Origin of the sequence: Blautia sp. LMAG:89 (genome assembly GCF_008679485.1) — a bacterium.
GTDB classification, from domain to species: Bacteria; Bacillota; Clostridia; order Lachnospirales; family Lachnospiraceae; genus Blautia_A; species Blautia_A fusiformis.
Window position 1 is genome coordinate 518468 of record NZ_NANC01000003.1, and the last position, 20916, is coordinate 539383.

Genomic DNA, 20916 nt, shown 5'->3' on the forward strand with positions numbered 1-20916 from the left:
GTAATTTCCTTTGCTGGTTAACAGTATATCGAAAATGAGAGAAAAGGGCTAGAGCTGAATCTTACAAAGTTTCCGGCAGTTTCTTGTCATTCTGACGAAAAAACGAAAGGGGATTTTTCGTCATTTTGTCAAAACGACGGTTTCCTATGTACAGGTTCACGAAACATTATACGGTATTCAGGCAGAATCCTCAATATGTAAAAAAAGTTCAAAGGAGTTATTTACAACTAACCTAAGTTGGAGTATACTAACTTATTAGATAAAAGAAAAGTTTTCTCAATAAAGGAGGGATCAGAATGCATATTGCAGAAGCCGAAACAGAAGAGAAAAAAACAGGATGCTACCGACATACAGAGATGCAGAGGGATCTTATTATAGAGAAACTGAAGGAGAAGGGGCTCCGCATTACCAGACAGAGAAAGATTCTTCTGGACATTATCCTGGAGGGAGAGTGCTCCTGTTGTAAGGAAATCTATTACAGGGCTTCCGCACTGGATCCGAAGATCGGTGTAGCTACAGTATACCGTATGGTCAATACGCTGGAATCCATCGGTGCTATCAGCCGAAAGAATATGTATCGCGTGGCATGCAGCACAAAAGGCGTCTGCACAGTAGAACTGGATGATGATACGATATGCCATCTGTCCGGACAGAAGCTTAATGAAGTGATCCTTGCAGGACTTCGGGCCTGCGGGGAGATCAGTGAACAGAATATCCGTACCCTGGCGCTGTTGCCTGTTCATGAGGTCGGGTGAGTATGGAAAAGCTATGGCACAATATAATAGGAAAGAAGAGGTTTGTACAGACTAAGAATTAGATAGATTAAACTATTAGTAAAAATTAACTGTTAGGCAAAAATAACTGAAAATTTAACGAATTGTGTTGAATTCACACAAAAAACACTGGACTTTTTTTTACAGACATTTTATAATAATGAAAATATCGGGGCGGACATGAAAAATCCTCACCGGGAATCAGAAAAAAATAAAAATCATATATCAGGAGGAAATTATTATGGCAGACTTTAAATTCAAGAAATCAGGACTTTTTGCAGCAGGCGTTCTTTTCGGTACAGCAGGAATCAAGATCCTCACAAGCAAGGATGCGAAGAAGCTTTACACAGGATGCACAGCAGCCGTTTTAAGAGCTAAGGACTGCATCATGAAAACAGCTACGAATCTTCAGGAGAATGCTGAAGACATTTATGCTGAAGCTAAGGAGATCAATGAGGAAAGAGCAGCAGCTGAAGAGGCTGTAGAGGATGTTGAGACAGAAGCAGAGGAAACTGCAGATGAGGATGCATTCAAAGAAACAGCAGAAGAGACAGAAGAAGCAGCAGAAGAGACAGCTGAGTAAAGAGGCGATTTTCCGTGAAATTTTATATCAAACATGAGACAAGAGGCCGGCTTCGTATCCATCTTGCTCAGAAGAGGATGAGCTACGGGCAGGCAGATACGCTGTTGTATTATCTCGAGAATCTTGATGGAGTGGTTTCTGCCAAGGTATACGAGAGAACCTGTGACGCAGTTGTAAATTATCGGGGCAGCAGAGCTGCGGTTATCCGTGGTATCAGCGAATTTCATTATCAGGATGTAGAGGTTCCTTCACAGGTGCTGCAGAGCTCAGGGAGAGCACTGAATGCAGAATATCAGGAGAAGCTGATCTCCAAGGTGATCTGCCATTACGGAAGAAGTCTTTTTCTGCCATATCCGCTGAATGCCATTTATACAACAGCTACTTCCCTGAAATATATCTGGAAGGGAATCGATACACTTCTTCACCGTAAGATCGAGGTGCCGGTTTTGGATGCCACTGCAATTGGAGTGTCTGTATTACGTCAGGACTTTGGTACTGCAGGCTCCATCATGTTCCTGCTTGGGATCGGAGAAATCCTGGAAGAGTGGACGCACAAGAAATCCGTAGGTGATCTTGCAAGAACCATGTCCCTGAATGTTGGCAGGGTATGGCTGAAGAAAGAGGATCAGGAGATCTTGGTAGAGTCCGGAGAGGTCCAGCCGGGAGATGATGTTGTTGTACGTATGGGTACCGTAATTCCTTTTGACGGAAGTGTTACAGATGGAGAGGCTATGGTCAACCAGGCTTCTCTTACCGGTGAGTCTGTACCTGTATGCAAGAAAGAGGGCAGCGTTGCCTATGCAGGCACTGTTGTGGAGGAAGGTGAGATCACCATCCGCGTAAAGACGGTAGGTGGTTCCAGCCGCTATGACAAGATCGTTACCATGATCGAGGAGTCTGAGAAGCTGAAATCTTCTTTGGAGGGAAAGGCAGAGCATCTGGCAGATAAGCTGGTTCCCTATACTCTTGGAGGAACAGCACTTACATATCTCCTTACCAGAAATGCCACCAAGGCCCTTGCGATCCTGATGGTGGATTTCTCCTGCGCGCTTAAGCTTGCAATGCCGATCTCTGTATTGTCTGCGATCCGTGAGGCCGGTACACATAAGGCTACAGTTAAGGGCGGTAAATATCTGGAAGCAATGGCTGAGGCAGATACCATCGTATTTGATAAGACAGGAACTCTGACAAAGGCGAAGCCAACCGTTGTGGATGTGGTTCCTTTTGACGGTAATGATCCGGAGGAGATGCTTCGTATCGCCGCATGTATGGAAGAGCATTTCCCACACTCCATGGCCAAGGCTGTTGTCAGTGCTGCCAGGAAGAAGCATCTGGCTCATGAGGAGATGCATTCAAAGGTTGAATATGTAGTAGCGCATGGAATTTCCACTACGATCGAAGACCATAAGGCCGTGATCGGAAGCTATCACTTTGTATTTGAAGATGAGAAATGTCTGATCCCGGAGGATGGCAAGGAGAAATTCGACAATATTCCGGAAGAGTATTCCCACCTGTATCTTGCCATTGACGGACGCCTTGCGGCCGTGATCTGTATTGAAGATCCCCTTCGTGAGGAGGCGAAAGCTGCTGTAGAAGCACTGCGCGGGGCAGGGATTTCCAAGATCGTTATGATGACAGGGGACAGTGAGCGTACAGCAGCAGCCATTGCCAGACGTGTGGGAGTGGACGAATATTATTCCGAGGTACTTCCGGAGGATAAGGCCAACTTCATCGAAAAAGAAAAGGCAGCCGGAAGAAAGGTTATCATGGTAGGTGACGGAATCAATGATTCTCCGGCACTTTCCGCAGCCAATGTCGGTATCGCCATCAGTGATGGTGCTGAAATTGCCCGGGAGATCGCAGATATTACTGTAGGTGCAGATGATCTTCAGGAGCTTGTTGTTCTGAAAGAGATTAGCAATGCACTGATGAAGCGTATCAGACGCAATTACCGTTTTATTATTACCTTTAACGCAGGTCTTATCGCCTGTGGCGTTGCAGGTATCCTGCAGCCGACTTCATCCGCACTTCTGCATAATACCTCCACACTGGCGATCAGCCTGAAGAGTATGCAGAATCTGCTTCCATAGAAAATTTTTAACCGAATCGAGTAAGTCCCCTGTAGGATTGCGAATATCCGCTTGACAATAAATATAAAAAGCCGGCCAGGTTATCGAAGAGATAAGAGCTTCGTACCTGGCCGTTTTTTTAGGCTGCTCAGACGTGGATCGCAGGTATCAGCCTGAAGGTGTAGGTGTATGAAGTAAGTTTTATTCCTGAGGAAAGGGTTCGCTTTCCAACATCAGTCCGTCAGTCATATGATAGCGTTTCTTTTGGGTATCCGAACGGAGAGGCCGGGTATGAAGGCTTCGGTACCTGGAGGGGCTCATATGATAAAATTTTTCGAAGGTATGTGCAAAATGCTGCCGGCTGTTGTATCCGGAAGAAAAGGCAATATCCGTAATGTGCAGAGTACTGTTGCACAGAAGAAAGGCGGCCTGTTCCATACGCTTGCGGTTAATATAGGTATTGATGGTGCAGCCGTTTTTTTCTGTAAAGAGCGCCTGCAGGTAGGATTTGTTGATCCCTGCATATGCGGAGATGGCAGGAATATCAATGTCTTCCAGATAATGCTCGTCAATATAGCGGAGCGCTTTTTTCAGATAGACGATTCCCTGGGTGCTCCGGCTGGAGCGGGCGCAGAATGCAAGCTCTGTAAGCATGCGGCTGAAAAGAAGAAAGAAGAGAAATTCTTCCTTTTGTATCTGACCGGAATTTTGTTGTAAAAAGGTGAGCAGATCCTTCAGGCTGTATCCGAAGCTGCGGGAATCCGCGCCGGAGCAGAAGCCCTGGGAGGCTTCCATAAAATTCCAGAACTGGGAAAATCCGGGATCCTTTTTCAGGAGAAGCTCCAGAGCAACCGGACTTTTTTCGGGAGTAAGAGAAAATTCCAGATTCAGGATCGAGCAGGGAAAACCATCCGGAATCTCCAGCCGGTGAGGTACATCCGGCCGGATAAAGATAAATTGCCCGGATTTCAGTGGGAATTCCGTGTCCTGTGTGCCATCCAGGCAGAAAACCCGGCAGGAACCGGAGGTGATATACATGATCTCATAGCTGGAATGTGTGTGATGCTCCATATGATAATAAGGCAGGGAGAGAGCATAAAAAGCAGAAATATGGAAATATCGGGAAGAGTCCTGGAAAATATCTGGCATGAAAAAACCTCCTGAGTATACTGCGAAGCGGAATGTAAATATTTCAGCTGTAAATTGCGAGTCGGACAGATGCAGATATTCGATTAAATCGCCCTACATGTCTGACTGACTGTACTCTTTACTGTCAGCAAACAGTATATCACGCAAAAATAAATACGACAATATATTGCATTTTTACATTCAGGGGATGATACCTGTCACCTCATAAAAAAACAGATGTTATACTGTGATCAGAATCAGAAAAACGGAGGGTATTTTCTATGAGCTATAAAAATGAAAACATGAAAATGATCGAATTACATGAGAATGGCCTGGATATCCGGTTCCGTATCCGAGAAAACGGTGTGGTAGAGCTGGCAGATTTTTCATCACAGGAAGTAAAAAAAGCAATCATGGAGCCGAAGGAGGATATCTGTTATCCGGCTGTTGAGATTCACAGAAGCGGCACAGGAAGCCTGAACATGCATGCCTACAAAAACAACATCAATCAGTCCTCTGTGGATTTTGTTTATGAGAACCATGAGCTGAAGGCACAGGACGGTGGAAAAGAGCTGGAGATCGTAATGGTTTCCCCGGAAAAGCTGAAGGCAGTATATCATATGCGCCTGTTTGACGGAGTGCCGGCAGTACAGACCTGGACAGAGATCATCAACGAGGGAAGCGAGGATCAGGGGCTGACCTATGTTTCTTCTTTTATGTATCAGGGAATCTCCAGAGGCGGCGAGAAGCCTTATTATAAAAAAACAGATATCTATGTGCCGTTTAACAGCTGGTGCTGTGAGGCACAGTGGCAGAAATACGATGCAGAAACGCTGAATTTAAACGGAATGGTCGTAGACGGCTTCAATCATCAGGGATATGGCCTGAATCGTTATTGTTACAGTGGAAAGGGCACCTGGTCTACCTGTGAGTATCTTCCCATGGGAATTGCCGAGGACAGAGAAACAGGGGAGACGTATATTTTCCAGATTGAAAGCTCCGGACAGTGGCTGGCAGAATATGGCTCTGCACAGGGCGGAAATCTGTATCTTGCCTTAAGCGGCGCCACAGAGCAGGAGCATGGCTGGTATAAGAATCTGAAACCGGGAGAAAGCTTTACAACCGTTCCGGCAGGGGCAGCGGTTGTAAAAGGTGGCCTGAATCCGGCAGCAGCGGCACTGACCAGATATCGGAGAAAAGTACGCAGACCGAATACGGACGATGAGAAGCTGAACGTGGTATTTAATGATTACATGAACTGTCTGATGGGAGATCCTACAACGGAGCGTGAGCTTTCCATTATTGACAAGGCAGCAGAGCTTGGGTGTGAATATTACTGCCTGGATGCAGGCTGGTATGACGACGGATTCTGGTGGGACCGTGTCGGGGAATGGAAAGAAGCATCCGGAAGATTCCCCAATGGTCTGAAAGAAGTCTGCGATCATGCACATAGTAAAGGCCTGAAAATGGGACTCTGGCTGGAAATCGAGGTTATGGGAGTTGCCTGCGAACTGGCAAACAAGCTTCCGGATGACTGGTTTGTTTGCCGTCATGGAAAACGCCACATTGACAATAAACGCTATATGCTGGATTTTCGCAATCCGGAGGTACGGAAATATTGCCGTGATGTAGTAGACAGGCTGATCAATGATTACGGTGTAGAGTACTTTAAAGTGGACTATAACGTAACCATGGGATATGGAAGTGATCTGAACAGTGACAGCTGTGCAGATGCCATCCGTGAGCATTATGAATGTCTTCACCAGTGGTATGAGGAAATCTTCCGGGATCATCCGGAGCTTGTTGTGGAGAACTGCGGTTCCGGCGGACAGCGTATGGATTATGGTATGCTGAAGATCTTAAGCCTGCAGTCTACCAGTGATCAGACAGATTATCTCTACAATGCTAATATCGCTGCCAATGTAGCCAGTGCGGTAACTCCGGAGCAGGGTGGTATGTGGGTATATCCGTATGAGGATGAAGAAGAGCATGTGATCTACAATGTAGTAAATGGTATGCTTCTCCGCCCATATATCAGCGGTATGGTATGGAAGCTGGGCGAAAATTCCATGAACCGTATGAAGGAGGGAATCTCCCTGTATAAGGAGATCCGTGAGGAAATCCGTGACGGCGTGCCGTTCTTTCCGCTTGGTTTTGGAACTCTGAAATCTGAAGTTCTTGCTTACGGAGTGAAAGCAGAGAAGAATACTTATCTTTCCGTATGGACACCGGGAACAACAGAAGCAGTGATCCCGCTGGAAAATGCAGAGCAGGTCCGCAGAGTATCCGTGATCTATCCGAAGGAAGAGATGTGCGGATATAAGATCGAAAATGGAAATCTTGTAGTGAAGATGCCACAGGAAAAAGCGGCCAGACTGTTTAAAATCGAGATGAAATAGAAAACAGGAAAGACCGGTTTATAGGACTGAAAGAATATAAAAAATAAAACCATATCAGTAACAGAAGAATATTGAGAGAATAAAATACAGTCAGGAATATCAGATATAAGATCTGGATAATTTCCTGGCTGTATTTTTATTTACCGGATATCCGCACCAGGCTTCATGATCTGAAGCAGGATCATCGCACAGATGAACGCTCCGATGCCGGGAACTGCACCGCCGATCCCTACAAAACGAAGTCCGGCATATTTTACGATCACTCCACCCATGGCAGAACCGGCTGCAATACCGAAGTTAAAGAAAACCGAGATCAAAGAAGATGCCAGGTTTACACAGGCAGGATGCTCTCTGGTAGCGATCTTCAAAAAATGCATCTGAAGTGGTGAGTTCAGAAGATACATCACAACACCGAGGATAAACAGTACCAGTCCTCCGCTTATCAGATTATGGGTGGCAATAGGCAGAAGCAGCAGACATACAGTTTGGATGATGTAGATCAGGGGCAGCATGCGGATGCCGGTTTTGTTTGCCACCTGACCGGAGCTTACATTGCTGGTGATCGCTGCAATACCAAAGATCAGAAGCGCAAGGCTCAGCATGGAATCCGGAATATGAAGCTCCTGCTGGAAAATCGGTGTCAGATAAGTATAGAAACAGTAAGTGGAGGCACCTGCCAGGAAAACGATGGCACAGCCAATGGATATCCTTTTGTCCAGAAAAAGCTTAAACTGTTCCAGAATACTTCCGGCCTTCAGCCGGTTCTGTCGCGGCAGCTTCACAAACAGAAGTGCCAGCAGAGCCAGGGTTGCCACGAAGATCGTGATAAAAGCCGCACGCCAGCCAAAAGTTTGCGTGATAGTGGAAGCGATAGGCACACCCACAACAGAAGCAACGCTGAAGCCTGAAAAGACACCTGCGATCACACCTGGGATATGCTCCGGGATGGAAGCAACATCTTCCGCATAAGTCATGGAGATGGAGACCACAGTGCCGGAAACCACAGCCGTAAGAATACGGAACACCAGAAATACCATGTAATTGACAGCAATGGCACAGATCAGGTTGCAGAGTGCAAACAGTGAGATTCCCAACATGGTAATACGAAAACGGTTGTATTTTCCCACATAGGCAGCCAGAAACGGAGTGCCAAGGCCATAGGCAAAGGCAAACAGAGATACAATGCTTCCGGCCTGAGTTAGTGAAATTCCGAATCCGTCCGCAATTTCCGGCAGGATACCGATCACAGTATATTCACTGGTACCCAGGAAAAAGCTGAGCATGATCAGGCCTACAACAGCCGGATTAAAAAATCGAGATTTGGATGATGACATGATAATAAGTCCTCCCTGAAAAAATAAAGAGTAAGTTTCTGCATCAGAGAAAATTTTTTCAATGAGAAATCTTCTTCAACGAAAAATCTTCTTCAATGCGGTAAAAGAATATCACAATTTACACTATGTTTCTTGTTTACAGCTGTCAGATTTTTGTAGTATATTGATATCAGAAAGTGGGGAGGAGAAAAGAAGATGGAAATACCGGTATTTGGAAAAGAACAGTATCCGCTGAACAGAGAGTCCGGACTTTCCTATACAATTTCGGATATTTACAAGCATGTGCCAATACATACTCATAATCATTATGAACTTTTCATCATTTCAGAGGGTACGGCCTATCATATGATCAATGATTCCGTGCAGACAGTAAGAAAGGGGGATCTGTTTTTTATACGCCCCAATGATATGCACAGCTATAACTTTTATCATTCGGAGAATTTCTGTGTCCGGAATCTGGGCTTTTCTACCCAGGTGCTCCGGAATGTTTCCCTGTTTCTGGAGCAGGAGGAGAAGATGGATAAGCTGATAAACAGTGAGATGCCTGCCTATGTACATCTGGAAGGGGAAAGTTTCAGCAAGGTTCTGGATGCAATGGATACTGCGGGAAAGCTGGTAAACAGCGGCCATCCCCGGCACGCAAGATATCATGCGCAGTGTGTCATTGCGCTTCTTCTGGAGGATTATTTCTTCACTTATGATGAAAAGGATCCCTGGAATCAGATGCCTTCCTGGCTGTCAGAGCTTCTCTTAAATATGTCAAAGATTGAAAATCTCCAGGAAGGCTACGAAAAAATGTGCGAGTTGGCTCCCTGCTCTCCAAGCCATCTCTGCAGGCTGCTGAAACAGATCTGTGGGAAAACGCCTACCCAGTATATTAACCAGGAGCGTCTGAAATATGCAGTTTATCTTCTGGCACAGACAGACCGGGAGATTCTGGATATCTGTGAGTGTTGCGGATTTTCCAATGTGAGCCACTTTTATCATCTGTTCCGGGAGCAGTTTGGAGTGTCACCGGCGAAATTCAGGAAGACGGTGTGATCGGGGATGAGTTAGAAGAGGCAGAACAAAAGTTTTATCTGAGAGATCACAGATGCGGACAAGCCATATTACTTTAAGGATCGTAAGTTTGATGAGGAGGCGTGGGCAAAAATAAATGGAAAATAAAAGAGCCCTGGCATTTTTACCAGAAAGCTCATCAGCCTGGATGAATTTGTAAAGATCCCGGCGGTGTACCTGGATTATAAGAAATACAGATGGGTGAAGGATCTGACAGTGAAAAGAGAATAGGAACAGGAAAAGAAAACAGCAGAGCTGTATGTCCCGGGATTACAGGGAATATACAATTCTGCTGTTTTATTTTATGAGATTATCTGTTTTCCGCAAGATATTCTTCTGTAAGAGCAACCGCATCCGTGATACACTGCGGGCAGCTGCAGAGAACCTTGCCTGTCTCCACACCTTTTAATTCACGGCAGATACAGGAACCGTTTTTTTCTTTGAATTTCTGGATATAGGTGCGGAGCTTTTTGTAAGTGTCACCTTTGGAGCCGGAACCTTCTTCGGTATTTCCGCGGCTGTTGGAAAGTCCGATGATCATAGCCATACCGGAAAGAGCACCGCACATTTCCATAACACCCATTCCAAGGCCGAAGCCCTCGGCAATACGGAACATCTCGTTTTCATCGATGCCAAATTCCTGGCAGAAAGAACAGGCAACTGCCTGTGCACAGTTACAGCCATTCTCGTGTAATTTTGTAGCGTGTTCAGCTTTTGTACTCATGATTTCTTATCCTCCTGATTTCAGATCGCAAGCATATTTTTGATCGCTTCCATATAGATCAGTACTGCTTCTTCCATGCCAGAGACCAGGATAAATTCATCGGCTCCGTGGATACGGTAGTCAATTCCCTCTTTTTCAGGTCCGAAGGCTATGATGTTTTTGAGGGATTTTGCGTAAGTGCCGCCTCCGATGACCATTGGTTTGTGTTCGGTATCGCCAGTCACATCTGTGTACGCTTTGTAAAGAGCATTTACCAGCGGAGATTCTCTTGGGAAGAATAACGGGGCAACAATATTTGTGATCTCAATACGGCCGTTTTTATCTTCCAGTCTGTCCTGGCACATTCTGCGGATATCGGTCTCATTAAGAGTTACCGGAACACGGATATCGATGGTACAGGAAATGACACCATTTTCTGTTTTTACGATTCCGTTGCATAACGTCAGATCGCCGTATTCATCTGCAAATTTCAGACCAATGCCGGAGCCGTCACATGCAGTGCCGATATGGGAGTTATAGAATTCTACAAAGTCATCTTCAAAGCCTGCTTCTGCCAGGCATTCAAAGGTTACTCCTGCAGCATTGACACCGAGATGAGGAGTGCTGGCATGGGCCGGAACACCTTTGGCGTAGATGGTGAGTCTGCCATTTTCTTCGCTTACCTTATATTCCTGGAGCTTCGTCTGGGAAAGTGCGGATTCCAGCTTTTCCTTCAGACCGTCCTCATCGGGAACAATGGTTGTACAGGTGTCACACATTGCATTGGATACAAAACCGCCGTTCATGGAGATAATCCGGGTGTTTTTGGAGCAGGCGATCATGGCAAGCTGACCTTTTTCACCGTGGATACACGGGAAGCTGGCATCCGGTGTGAAACCGCAGGAAAGCTCTTCTGCTACCTGATTGTAGTGATCCATACATTTGGAACCTGTTTCCTCGTTGCAGCCCATGATCAGGCGGACTCTTTTGTTCAGCTTCACGCCGTGGTCGCGGAGAAGCTTCATGGCATAGAGCGCTTCCAGGATAGGGCCTTTGTCATCAGTGGTCCCGCGGCCGTATACATGATCGTCTTCACGGGTAAGGCGGAACGGATCGTAGGTCCAGTCTCCGCCTACAGGAACGATATCCAGATGACCGGCGATGCCGACGATCTCATCGCCCTCACCCATTTCGGCATAACCGCAGTAGTTATCCAGGTTTACGGTTTTAAAACCAAGTTCTTCGGCAATCTTCAGTCCCTCTTCCAGGGCTTTTGCAGGACCCTCACCAAATGGTTTTCCCTCGGAAGGGGTACCGAGCTGGGAGTCAATGGCAACCAGTCTGCCAAGATTTGTGAGCATTTCTTCTGATAATGCGTGGATTTCCTCTTTAATATCCATATTGATTTCCTCCTGTTTACAGCGTTCCGGAAAGTGACAGGATGGAACGCTGATGTTATGAGCTCTATTATAGCATAGATTGTAATGAATGGCAGAGTAGATTTTTACCTGTTGAAGACGTACCGATCCATTCGGCGGAAGGCTTCCTCTATGCGGGAACGGGGTGAGGCCAGATTCATTCTCAGGTGACAGGAACCGAAAAACATCCTGCCGTCCTGGACGGCAACACCGACATCCCAGCAGGCTTTTTCCACATCCTCGATTGTTTTGCCATGGGCGGCACACCAGTCGGTGCAGTCGGCAAAGAGCATGTAGGTGCCTTCAGGCCTGGAAACGTTGACACCCTTAAAGTGCCGGTCAATGTAATCACAGGCAAAGTTTACATTTCCGCTTAGTACTTCGCATAGTTCATCGGTCCATTCATAGCCCTCGGGCTGATAAGCGCCAAGCAGAGCGTGCATGGACAGAACATTCATCATATTATAATGGCTCAGACTGGACTCTTTCAAAATACGATCCCGCCACCAGCTGTTGTATACAATGTGATAGCTGCCAACAAGTCCTGCAAGATTAAAGGTTTTGGATGGAGCGTAGAAGGCTGCTGTACGCTGGCGGGCATCTTCACTGACGGACTGGCTGGGGATATGCTTATGGCCGTTCAGGATGAGATCAGACCAGATCTCGTCTGAGATGACATAGACATCATGTTTTCGGTAAAGCTCCATGGCTTTTTCCAGCTCCCAACGCTCCCACACGCGTCCGCAGGGATTATGCGGATTGCAGAGAATGGCAGCGTGGATCTTCTTTTCCCGGAGTTGTTTCTCCATGTCTGCATAATCCATTCTCCATATGCCGTTTTCATCCCTTACCAGCGGAGAATGTACGGCCTCGTAGCCGTTGTTTTTCAGACTTTTGGTGAAGCCTATGTATGTCGGGCTGTGAACCAGGACGTTATCACCGCGGGAGCAGATGCAGTTCAGTGCACTGATAACTCCGCCCAGAACGCCATTTTCGTAGCCAATGTGTCTGGGCTTTAGATCGGTGACACCGTGGCGTGTTTCCTGCCAGCGGATGATGGCCTTATAATATTCCGGCGGGGCTTCGAAGTAACCGAAGGTCGGGTGACTGGCCCGTTCGATGATTGCCTGCTGTATGGTAGGTACAGTAGGGAAGTTCATGTCTGCTACCCACATCGGGATGGCATCGAAGCCTTCTTTCGGCGGGGCAGGAGAGAAACCATCGCCCTTCAGGCCGTCTACTGCGATGGAATCTCTGCCATGCCGGTCAATGATGGAAGTGAAGTCATATTTCATATGGATGCTCCTTCTGAAAAATTCTATTTGCTTCACCTTATCATATTTTTGGGGGAGGGGCAATTCCTTTCCATTTCAGTATGATGTTACGGCCAGAAGTTTCATTTTTCTGATGATATTATCTGCTTTATTGATGTTCCGAACCCTTCAGGTCCTTCTGGCATATGCTAAAATCAGAAGTCAAAAAAGGAGTATCTTCATGAAAAATAAAAAACGGATCGCATTGGCGGTGGCAGTCGTGCTGGCGGTGACGGCGCTGCCGATGACAGTTTTTGCATCAAAGAAAGATAAGGAAGAGGAGAAATTGAGCAAAGTTACTTTAAATGAGGTAGCACATTCTGTTTTCTATGCACCCCAGTATGTTGCGATCGAGAAGGGATATTTTGCGGAGGAAGGGCTGAATCTGACACTGGTGACGGGATTCGGAGCGGATAAAACAATGACTGCTGTTATTTCCGGTGAGGCAGATATCGGCTTTATGGGGGCGGAAGCGTCTGTTTATGCCTATCAGGAAGGCGCAACAGATCCGGTTGTAAACTTTGCCCAGCTCACCCAGCGTGCCGGAAATTTCCTGGTTGCACGGGAAGAAATGCCGGATTTTAAGTGGGAAGATTTAAAAGGCAAGAAAGTTCTTGGCGGCCGTACAGGTGGCATGCCGGAAATGGTATTTGAATACATTCTCCGAAAAAACGGCATAGATCCCCGGAAAGATCTGACCATAGATCAGAGTATAGACTTCGGTTCTACAGCAGCTGCTTTTACGGGAGATGAATCTGCGGCATATACGGTGGAGTTTGAACCGTCCGCGACAATCCTGGAGAAGGAAGGGGCCGGATATGTGGTGGCATCGCTTGGAGAGGCGTCCGGTTATGTGCCATATACCTCTTACAGTGCCAAAACAAGTTATATGAAAGAAAATCCTGAGATCATCCGGAAATTTACGGAAGCTCTTCAGAAAGGAATGGACTATGTGCAGAGCCATACACCGGAGGAAATTGCAGAGGTGATCGCACCACAGTTTAAAGAAACAGATCTGGATACCATCACGACCATCGTAAAGCGCTATTATGATCAGGATACCTGGAAAGAAAACCTGGTTTTTGAGAAAGAAAGTTTTGAGCTTCTGCAGGATATTCTGCAGGAAGCGGGAGAGCTTAATGAGAGAGTGGAGTATAAAAAGCTTGTAAATACGGAATATGTGAAAGAAGCGTTTACAGATTAAAAAGGTTGGGCATTGACAGAGAAAAAACCAATGTTTACAATCAAAGAAGAACTTTTACAGCAATCTATGAAAATATATGGGGAAATGCTGTGAAAAACCATATACAGATGAGGAGAAAATAAAATGTTATTTTTTGTAAACGATTACTGCGAGGGAGCTCATCCGGCGATCCTCCAGAAGCTTCTGGAAACCAATATGGAGAAGCTTTCCGGCTATGGCACAGACAAATACTGTGATTCTGCAAAGGAGAAGATCCGTAAAGCCTGTGGCTGCCCGGATGCAGATGTGTTTTTCCTGGTGGGAGGAACTCAGACCAATGCCACGATCATAGGTTCTGTCCTGAACCGTTATGAAGGTGTTCTTGCGGCGCAGACCGGACACGTAAGCTGTCATGAGGCCGGAGCGATCGAGTATACAGGACATAAGGTACTGACACTTCCGGCAGAAAACGGAAAGATCAAAGCAGAAAGTATCACAGATTATGTGGAAACTTTTTATGGGGATGAAAGTCACGCCCATATGGTATTTCCGGGAATGGTTTATATTTCCCACCCGACAGAGTACGGAACACTTTATACGAAGAAAGAGCTGGAGGAAATTTCCGAGGTATGCCATAAATACGAGCTTCCGCTGTTTCTGGACGGAGCAAGACTTGGCTACGGTCTGGTAAGTCCGGAAGCAGATGTGACACTTGAGGATATCGCCAGATGTACAGATGTGTTCTACATCGGCGGAACCAAGGTAGGAGCACTCTGCGGTGAGGCAGTGGTCTTTACGAAAAAAGCTCCGAAGCACTTTATGACTATGGTGAAGCAGCAGGGAGCCCTTCTGGCAAAAGGCCGTCTTCTGGGAATCCAGTTTGACACACTGTTTACCGATGATCTGTATACAAGAATCAGCAAAAATGCTATTGAAACAGCTATGAAGCTGAAAAGAGCCCTTCAGGAAAAAGGATATCAGCTTTTCCTGGATTCTCCCACGAACCAGCAGTTTGTAGTTTTGGAAAATAAAAAGAAAGAAGAACTGGGCAAAGAAGTTCAGTTTGATTTCTGGGAAAAATATGATGAAGATCATACAGTGATCCGTTTTGCCACAAGCTGGGGAACAAAAATGGAAGATATTGACGCGCTGATCGAGTTGCTGTAGGGCTGTCGGCAGACGATAAAAGAGATGAGATGGAAAAACTCCGTGAGGCCCGGGTGAATGCAGACCTCACGGAGTTTTTGTTTTCGAAAATTATAACTTCTTACCCTTCTCAGCAGCTGCGGTAAGCGCTTCGAATACGGCACTGCGGAAGCCGCTCTTTTCCAGGGTGCGGACACCTTCAATGGTAGTTCCTGCCGGTGAGCAGACCATGTCTTTCAGGTCTCCCGGGTGTCTGCCGGTTTCCAGAACCATTTTTGCACTGCCGAGAACAGTCTGGGAAGCAAATTTATAAGCCTGCTTACGAGGCATTCCCTGGCTGACAGCTGCATCTGCCATGGCTTCGATAAACATAAACACATAAGCCGGTGCACAGCCGCCTACAGCGCCTGCGGCGTCCATCAGACGCTCCGGTATCACTTCGGTACAGCCAAAGCTGTCTGTGATTTTAAGGATTTCTGCCAGTTCGTCTTCCGAAACCCGGTCATTGGTACATACAGCAGTCATTCCGGCCCCAACCTGTGCAGGAGTATTAGGCATAAAACGGACAACTTTCAGAGGAAGACCGGCTTTTTCTTCCAGCCATGCAAGAGTCTTGCCGGGAGCGATTCCGATGATGGTGTGCTCTGTCGTGAGACTGTCGTGGACCTCTGTGAGAACTTCCTCGTAAAACTGCGGCTTTACTGCAAGAACGACAGTTTTTGCAGATCGGACGATTTCATTGTTATCCAGAGTGGTGACAACACCAAGAGTTTTTTCACTGCGCGCTCTGCCTTCGTCTGTAAGGTTGGAAACAATGATCTCGTCCTTTGAAAAGATCCCCTGACGGAGAATACCGCCGATCATGGCAGAGGCCATATTTCCACATCCGATAAATCCAATCTTCATAAACAAAAATCCTCCTTGAAATTTATAAAAAAGGACACGCCTGACTGCGTGCCCTCTTTGGCAATGAAAGCAGATAACGGGAATCGAACCCGCCTCCTCAGCTTGGGAAGCTGATGTTCTACCGATGAACTATATCTGCCTACATTACTAATTATAGCACCTGAAATAAGAAATACAAGTGCGATTTACGATACCAGTCAGTGATCGCTCTGCGTTACTGTTCATTGGTAATATTCCGCGAAGTGTGTTACTGAGAACGGAGTGAACAGTAATCGCTCTGCCAGCCCTGGCTCATGGTACTGTTATGATATCTGGTGGAATAAGTTACATCTTCTCCGAACCAGTCCGGCGCAGTGTAGGCATTGGCGGCTTCCTCTGTAGGAAATTCCACCTCAGCCAGAAGAACTCCCTCGTATTCTCCGTGGAACACATCCAGTTCAATAAAAAGTCCGTCTTTTTCCGGAATCACATAGCGGTCCTTGGTAATGAGGATACCGTCTGCTTTAGGCTTCAGATGCTCATAGGCTTCAGCGGTGAGCGGAAGATTATATTCTTCACGGCTCATGAGACCCTTGGATTTGTAAGTAAGAAAATAGTCATCATCCTGCCGGCGGATGCGGACGACAGGGGAAGTGCAAAGATACCCCTGCTCGATCCTGTGGCAGGGATAAGAAGCCAGATCCTGCGGAAGGTCATCCTTCCGGATCAGAAATTTACGTTCGATCTCCATATAAAAAACCTCCGGATTTGTGAAATGAAAAGATATTATGTTCAGTCTACAGGAAAAAAACAGGATTTGCAATGGCATATCTGTTGAAATTTCTTGACATTTTCAGATGGAAAAAGCATTATGGAAGGGAATGGGGAATACAGAAAATATTTATGGATCTTATAAAAGAAAGGATGAACAGGATCATGAGTAAAGTATATATTTTTTTCGCAGATGGTTTTGAAGATATTGAAGGACTGACCGTGGTAGATCTGATGAGAAGAGCCGGGATCGACATCCAGACAGTATCTATCAAAGAGACAAAAGAGATCAGAACCTCTCATGGGATCGATCTTCTTACAGACCGTACCTTTGGAGAATGTGATTTTTCCGATGCGGATATGCTTGTAATTCCGGGAGGAATGCCGGGAACAAAATATCTGGAGGAATATAAACCGCTGACTGAGCTTCTGACAGATTTCTATCAGAATGGCGGCAAGGTAGCAGCTATCTGTGCGGCACCAGGTATATTCGAGAGACTTGGATTCCTGAAAGGCAGAAATGCTACATCGTACCCATCTGTTATGGAACAGCTTAAAAGTGCCAGAACATCTCTGGAGCCTGTAGTGGTAGATGGAAATGTAACTACCAGCAGAGGCCTTGGAACAGCCATCGATTTCAGCCTTTCCCTGATCGGACAGCTGGAGGGAAGCGCAAAGGCAGAAGAGATCGCTGAATCGGTGGTGTATGTAAGAGCATGAAAAAAGAGATGAAACAGGTCCTGTGGGTAGTGGCGCTTTTTGTTATACTGATGACAGCCACAGGAAATTTGGTGTCAGCTGCCGGCTTTGACTGGTCGGATGATACATTCGGGAATGCTTGCAAAAAAGTGTATTCCGTATCTTTCAGGTCAGGCGGAGGAGCCTCCTCTGCTATATATAAAAAATTGGAAAAGAAACAGAAATATGGTTCCATGATCACGATTCCCAAAGTGCCGCAGGTCCCAGCAGGATATCAGGCAGAAGGATGGTCTCTGAAAAAAGGAGGAGCGGAGGCAGGATATAAGCCGGGAAAAAAATATTTTGTAAAAAGAAATGTAACGTTTTATGCAGTGATAAAAAAGAAGAACAATCCCAAACTGATCCTGCACAGGAATGACGGAGATATCTACAAGATCATCCAGGCTCCAAGCGGAAAACTGAAACTACCGGTGATGGCCAATGAAGAGAATTATACATTCCTTGGATGGTCTACCAGGGCAGGTCAGAAGACCGCACCAAGGTATGAAGCCGGACAGGTGATCACAGTCAGTGGAACCATGCATCTCTATGCGGTGAGATTCTGGCGGTATCAGGAACCGAATCTGGTCAGGAACAGCTTTCATTATCCTGAGAATTACGAAAGGATCATCTTTGTGGGAGATTCCAGGACATATGGTCTTCAGAAGGTATTGTACGAACAGTTTGGAAAGGAGTATGTGGACAGCCATGTCAGCTTTGTATGCTGTTCTAATACGGAACTGGGCTGGCTGAAGTCAACGGGCGCACAGGCTCTTTTGAAAGAAATAGAAAAATGTCGTAAAAATGAAAAATACGCAAAGATCGCAGTGGTGTTTAATCATGGTATCAATGATCTCAGAGATATTAACGGAAAACAGGATCTGAATGATAGACTCTCACAGTACGTGTCTTATATGAAAAAGCTGGGAACAAAGCTTTCCATAAAAAACTGCAGTCTGTATTATATGTCTGTGAATCCGATCAATGGAGGGGAAAAGGGAAGTACCAAGAATCGTAAATGTGAGGATGTCCGGACTTTTAACAGCGGTCTTGCTGGTGAGCTTGGAAGTCAGTACCACTATATTGATGTTTACAGTTATCTGATTCGGACCGGATATGGTACTGTATCCAATACAGGAGACGGTACAGACGATGGTGTTCATTATACGCCTAAAACTTATAAAAGGATTTTTACATTTTGTCTTAACAACATAAGAAAGACAGAAAATTACTTTAACATTGAGGACGTGGGCAGCTGAGAAATGCCCTGTGGGGGCATATGGAAAACTGAAAAAAATACTGGCGTTTTTACAGTGGTTATGCTATACTACAGAAATGACTGTAAATATATAATGCGAGTGTTAACTATTTTATATAAGGTATTTACTCGATATGATTAAGGAGGAACAAGAAACATGAGTTTACAGGTGGAGAAAATGGAGAAAAACATGGCGAAACTTACAATCGAGGTTTCCGCCGAGGATCTTGACAAAGCAATGCAGAATGCATATCAGAAAGCAAAAGGCAGAATTTCTATTCCGGGATTCCGTAAAGGAAAAGCTCCAAGAAAAATGATCGAGCAGATGTACGGAAAGGGAGTATTCCTTGAGGACGCTGCAAACGCTCTGATCCCTGAGCATTACAGCAAAGCACTTGCTGAGTGTGATCTTGAGATCGTTTCCCAGCCTAAGATCGATGTAACACAGGTTGAGCCTGGCAAACCATTTATCTTTACAGCAGAAGTAGCTACTAAACCAGAGGTAACTCTTGGTGACTATAAAGGACTTGAGGTTCCGAAGTCTGAGACAGAGGTAACAGACGAGGAAGTTGAGGCTGAGCTTAAGAAAGAGCAGGAGAAAAACTCCAGAACCATCACAGTTGAGGATCGTGCAGCACAGAACGGCGATACAGCAACTATCGATTTCGAGGGCTTCGTAGATGGTGAGGCATTCGAGGGCGGTAAAGGAACAGACTATCCGCTGACACTTGGTTCCAACACCTTCATCCCGGGATTCGAGGAGCAGCTTGTTGGTGCTAACACAGGTGATCACGTAGAAGTTAAGGTTACATTCCCGGAGGAGTATCAGGCAAAAGAGCTGGCTGGCAAAGAAGCTGTATTCCAGTGCGATGTTAAGAAGATCGAAGCAAAAGAGCTTCCGGAGCTTGACGATGACTTCGCTAAGGATGTATCTGAGTTTGATACACTTGCTGAGTACAAGGAAGACGTTAAGAAGAACCTGACAGAGAAGAAAGCAGAAGATGCACGTCGTGCAAAAGAAGACGCAGCAGTAGATAAAGTGATCGAGAATGCACAGATGGATATTCCGGAGGCAATGATCGAGACACAGACACGTCAGATGCTTGACGATTTCGCAAGAAGAATGCAGTCCCAGGGTCTTTCCATGGAGCAGTACTTCCAGTTCACAGGCCAGAGCGTTGACAAGATGATGGAAGACATGAAGCCACAGGCTCTTAAGAGAATCCAGACAAGACTTGTTCTTGAGAAGATCGCTGAGGTAGAGAACATCCAGCCAACAGAGGAAGAGGTTAACGAAGAGATCTCCAAGATGGCAGAGATGTACAAGATGGAAGCAGACAAATTAAAAGATCTCATCGGTGAGAACGAGATGGAGCAGATGAAGAAAGATATGGCTGTTCAGAAAGCTGTTACATTAGTTGCCGATGCAGCTGTAGAGGCGTAATAAACCTCGGAAATGGAGGGCAAAATGAGTTTAGTACCTTACGTCATTGAGCAGACCAGCAGAGGAGAAAGAAGTTATGATATCTATTCAAGACTTCTTAAGGACCGAATCATTTTCCTTGGAGAAGAGGTAAACGATGTCAGTGCGAACCTGATCGTTGCGCAGCTTCTCTTCCTGGAAGCAGAAGATCCTTCCAAGGATATCCAGCTTTATATCAACAGCCCGGGTGGTTCTGTAACTGCCGGAATGGCAATTTATGATACAATGCAGTATATCAAGTGCGATGTATCTACGATCTGCCTTGGAATGGCAGCCAGCATGGGAGCTTTCCTCCTGTCCTCCGGTGCCAAAGGCAAAAGATATGCACTGCCGAATTCGACGATCATGATCCATCAGCCATCAGGCGGTGCACAGGGGCAGGCTACAGAGATCCAGATCGTAGCTGACCAGATCGCAAAAACCAAAAAGAAGCTGAACGAGATTCTTTCTGCGAATACCGGACAGCCTCTTGAGATTGTGGAAAAAGATACTGACCGTGACAACTATATGACAGCGGAAGAAGCTAAGGCATACGGCCTGATCGACGGTGTTGTGATCCACAAATAATGCGTAAGAAAAGACTCCTGTAAAGACACAGGAGTCTTATCTTGCTTTAAAAAGGAATTTTAAATGTCTGCGAGAGACGGACATTTACGCTTAGAAAGGAAACAAA

Annotated in this window: 18 protein-coding genes and 1 tRNA gene; 11 read left to right on the forward strand and 8 right to left on the reverse strand. The window is 45.9% G+C overall.

Annotated features, from left to right (window positions below):
• Nucleotides 1-296 precede the first annotated feature (296 nt).
• From CCC70_RS02635 to CCC70_RS02645, 3 genes are all read left to right on the forward strand, one after another.
• Nucleotides 297-755 (forward strand): transcriptional repressor, encoded by a 459-nt coding sequence (locus CCC70_RS02635; RefSeq protein ID WP_021651932.1) that lies wholly within the window; start codon nt 297-299, stop codon nt 753-755.
• 259 nt (nt 756-1014) lie between these two features.
• A complete protein-coding gene (locus tag CCC70_RS02640; RefSeq protein ID WP_110102788.1) occupies nt 1015-1356 on the forward strand; it encodes a DUF6110 family protein in 342 nt (113 codons plus the stop codon).
• 14 nt (nt 1357-1370) lie between these two features.
• The gene (locus tag CCC70_RS02645) at nt 1371-3446 is read left to right on the forward strand and encodes a heavy metal translocating P-type ATPase (protein WP_287084191.1); all 2076 of its coding nucleotides are present in this window, start codon (nt 1371-1373) and stop codon (nt 3444-3446) included.
• Nucleotides 3447-3626: 180 nt separating this feature from the next.
• Here the strand turns inward: CCC70_RS02645 and CCC70_RS02650 are convergent, their stop codons facing one another.
• Nucleotides 3627-4574 (reverse strand): AraC family transcriptional regulator, encoded by a 948-nt coding sequence (locus CCC70_RS02650; RefSeq protein WP_015527383.1) that lies wholly within the window; start codon nt 4572-4574, stop codon nt 3627-3629.
• 260 nt (nt 4575-4834) lie between these two features.
• Here CCC70_RS02650 and CCC70_RS02655 point away from each other — a divergent pair, with 260 nt between their 5' ends.
• On the forward strand, nt 4835-6952 hold the full coding sequence (locus tag CCC70_RS02655) for a glycoside hydrolase family 36 protein (RefSeq protein WP_287084192.1): 2118 nt from the start codon (nt 4835-4837) through the stop codon (nt 6950-6952).
• A 140-nt stretch (nt 6953-7092) separates the two neighbouring features.
• Here CCC70_RS02655 and CCC70_RS02660 read toward each other — a convergent pair whose 3' ends face one another.
• Nucleotides 7093-8286 (reverse strand): MFS transporter, encoded by a 1194-nt coding sequence (locus CCC70_RS02660; RefSeq protein ID WP_287084193.1) that lies wholly within the window; start codon nt 8284-8286, stop codon nt 7093-7095.
• 195 nt (nt 8287-8481) lie between these two features.
• On the opposite strand from CCC70_RS02660, the gene CCC70_RS02665 reads away from it, so the two are divergent.
• Nucleotides 8482-9327, forward strand: coding sequence for an AraC family transcriptional regulator (locus CCC70_RS02665; protein ID WP_287084194.1), 846 nt, complete (start codon nt 8482-8484; stop codon nt 9325-9327).
• 328 nt (nt 9328-9655) lie between these two features.
• Here CCC70_RS02665 and CCC70_RS02670 read toward each other — a convergent pair whose 3' ends face one another.
• The 3 genes from CCC70_RS02670 to CCC70_RS02680 all read right to left on the reverse strand — a co-directional run bounded on the left by CCC70_RS02670 (nt 9656) and on the right by CCC70_RS02680 (nt 12761).
• A complete protein-coding gene (locus CCC70_RS02670; RefSeq protein ID WP_022426236.1) occupies nt 9656-10069 on the reverse strand; it encodes a C-GCAxxG-C-C family protein in 414 nt (137 codons plus the stop codon).
• Between the two features lie 20 nt (nt 10070-10089).
• Entirely contained in the window at nt 10090-11448 is a 1359-nt protein-coding gene (locus tag CCC70_RS02675; RefSeq protein WP_287084195.1) for a M20 family metallopeptidase, read from the reverse strand.
• A gap of 104 nt (nt 11449-11552) precedes the next feature.
• A complete protein-coding gene (locus CCC70_RS02680; RefSeq protein ID WP_287084196.1) occupies nt 11553-12761 on the reverse strand; it encodes a MalY/PatB family protein in 1209 nt (402 codons plus the stop codon).
• Nucleotides 12762-12960: 199 nt separating this feature from the next.
• Between CCC70_RS02680 and CCC70_RS02685 the strand changes: the two genes are divergently transcribed.
• Nucleotides 12961-13983: an ABC transporter substrate-binding protein gene (locus tag CCC70_RS02685; protein WP_287084197.1), complete on the forward strand. Its 1023-nt coding sequence runs from the start codon at nt 12961-12963 to the stop codon at nt 13981-13983.
• A 123-nt stretch (nt 13984-14106) separates the two neighbouring features.
• The gene (locus tag CCC70_RS02690) at nt 14107-15129 is read left to right on the forward strand and encodes a threonine aldolase family protein (RefSeq protein WP_287084198.1); all 1023 of its coding nucleotides are present in this window, start codon (nt 14107-14109) and stop codon (nt 15127-15129) included.
• A gap of 90 nt (nt 15130-15219) precedes the next feature.
• Here CCC70_RS02690 and proC read toward each other — a convergent pair whose 3' ends face one another.
• The 3 genes from proC to CCC70_RS02705 all read right to left on the reverse strand — a co-directional run bounded on the left by proC (nt 15220) and on the right by CCC70_RS02705 (nt 16744).
• Nucleotides 15220-16014, reverse strand: a complete 795-nt coding sequence (gene proC / locus CCC70_RS02695; RefSeq protein ID WP_287084199.1) for a pyrroline-5-carboxylate reductase — start codon at nt 16012-16014, stop codon at nt 15220-15222.
• Nucleotides 16015-16082: 68 nt separating this feature from the next.
• Nucleotides 16083-16153: transfer RNA gene (locus tag CCC70_RS02700), tRNA-Gly, on the reverse strand.
• 108 nt (nt 16154-16261) lie between these two features.
• The gene (locus CCC70_RS02705) at nt 16262-16744 is read right to left on the reverse strand and encodes a CYTH domain-containing protein (protein ID WP_021650584.1); all 483 of its coding nucleotides are present in this window, start codon (nt 16742-16744) and stop codon (nt 16262-16264) included.
• A gap of 182 nt (nt 16745-16926) precedes the next feature.
• On the opposite strand from CCC70_RS02705, the gene CCC70_RS02710 reads away from it, so the two are divergent.
• The 4 genes from CCC70_RS02710 to clpP all read left to right on the forward strand — a co-directional run bounded on the left by CCC70_RS02710 (nt 16927) and on the right by clpP (nt 20810).
• Nucleotides 16927-17484 (forward strand): DJ-1 family glyoxalase III, encoded by a 558-nt coding sequence (locus tag CCC70_RS02710; RefSeq protein ID WP_092068762.1) that lies wholly within the window; start codon nt 16927-16929, stop codon nt 17482-17484.
• Nucleotides 17481-18761, forward strand: a complete 1281-nt coding sequence (locus tag CCC70_RS02715) for an InlB B-repeat-containing protein (protein WP_287084200.1) — start codon at nt 17481-17483, stop codon at nt 18759-18761. Before CCC70_RS02710 ends, CCC70_RS02715 begins: the two co-directional genes overlap by 4 nt.
• 156 nt (nt 18762-18917) lie before the next feature.
• A complete protein-coding gene (gene tig, locus CCC70_RS02720) occupies nt 18918-20204 on the forward strand; it encodes a trigger factor (RefSeq protein WP_015527366.1) in 1287 nt (428 codons plus the stop codon).
• 24 nt (nt 20205-20228) lie between these two features.
• Nucleotides 20229-20810: an ATP-dependent Clp endopeptidase proteolytic subunit ClpP gene (gene clpP / locus CCC70_RS02725; protein WP_015527365.1), complete on the forward strand. Its 582-nt coding sequence runs from the start codon at nt 20229-20231 to the stop codon at nt 20808-20810.
• Nucleotides 20811-20916 lie beyond the last annotated feature (106 nt).

Coding starts and splice junctions, on each gene's coding strand:
- CCC70_RS02635 (WP_021651932.1), top strand. CDS start 297: ATGCATATTGCAGAAGCCGAAACAGAAGAGAAAAAAACAGGATGCTAC.
- CCC70_RS02640 (WP_110102788.1), top strand. CDS start 1,015: ATGGCAGACTTTAAATTCAAGAAATCAGGACTTTTTGCAGCAGGCGTT.
- CCC70_RS02650 (WP_015527383.1), bottom strand. CDS start 4,574: ATGCCAGATATTTTCCAGGACTCTTCCCGATATTTCCATATTTCTGCT.
- CCC70_RS02655 (WP_287084192.1), top strand. CDS start 4,835: ATGAGCTATAAAAATGAAAACATGAAAATGATCGAATTACATGAGAAT.
- CCC70_RS02660 (WP_287084193.1), bottom strand. CDS start 8,286: ATGTCATCATCCAAATCTCGATTTTTTAATCCGGCTGTTGTAGGCCTG.
- CCC70_RS02665 (WP_287084194.1), top strand. CDS start 8,482: ATGGAAATACCGGTATTTGGAAAAGAACAGTATCCGCTGAACAGAGAG.
- CCC70_RS02670 (WP_022426236.1), bottom strand. CDS start 10,069: ATGAGTACAAAAGCTGAACACGCTACAAAATTACACGAGAATGGCTGT.
- CCC70_RS02675 (WP_287084195.1), bottom strand. CDS start 11,448: ATGGATATTAAAGAGGAAATCCACGCATTATCAGAAGAAATGCTCACA.
- CCC70_RS02680 (WP_287084196.1), bottom strand. CDS start 12,761: ATGAAATATGACTTCACTTCCATCATTGACCGGCATGGCAGAGATTCC.
- CCC70_RS02685 (WP_287084197.1), top strand. CDS start 12,961: ATGAAAAATAAAAAACGGATCGCATTGGCGGTGGCAGTCGTGCTGGCG.
- CCC70_RS02690 (WP_287084198.1), top strand. CDS start 14,107: ATGTTATTTTTTGTAAACGATTACTGCGAGGGAGCTCATCCGGCGATC.
- proC (WP_287084199.1), bottom strand. CDS start 16,014: ATGAAGATTGGATTTATCGGATGTGGAAATATGGCCTCTGCCATGATC.
- CCC70_RS02705 (WP_021650584.1), bottom strand. CDS start 16,744: ATGGAGATCGAACGTAAATTTCTGATCCGGAAGGATGACCTTCCGCAG.
- CCC70_RS02715 (WP_287084200.1), top strand. CDS start 17,481: ATGAAAAAAGAGATGAAACAGGTCCTGTGGGTAGTGGCGCTTTTTGTT.
- tig (WP_015527366.1), top strand. CDS start 18,918: ATGAGTTTACAGGTGGAGAAAATGGAGAAAAACATGGCGAAACTTACA.
- clpP (WP_015527365.1), top strand. CDS start 20,229: ATGAGTTTAGTACCTTACGTCATTGAGCAGACCAGCAGAGGAGAAAGA.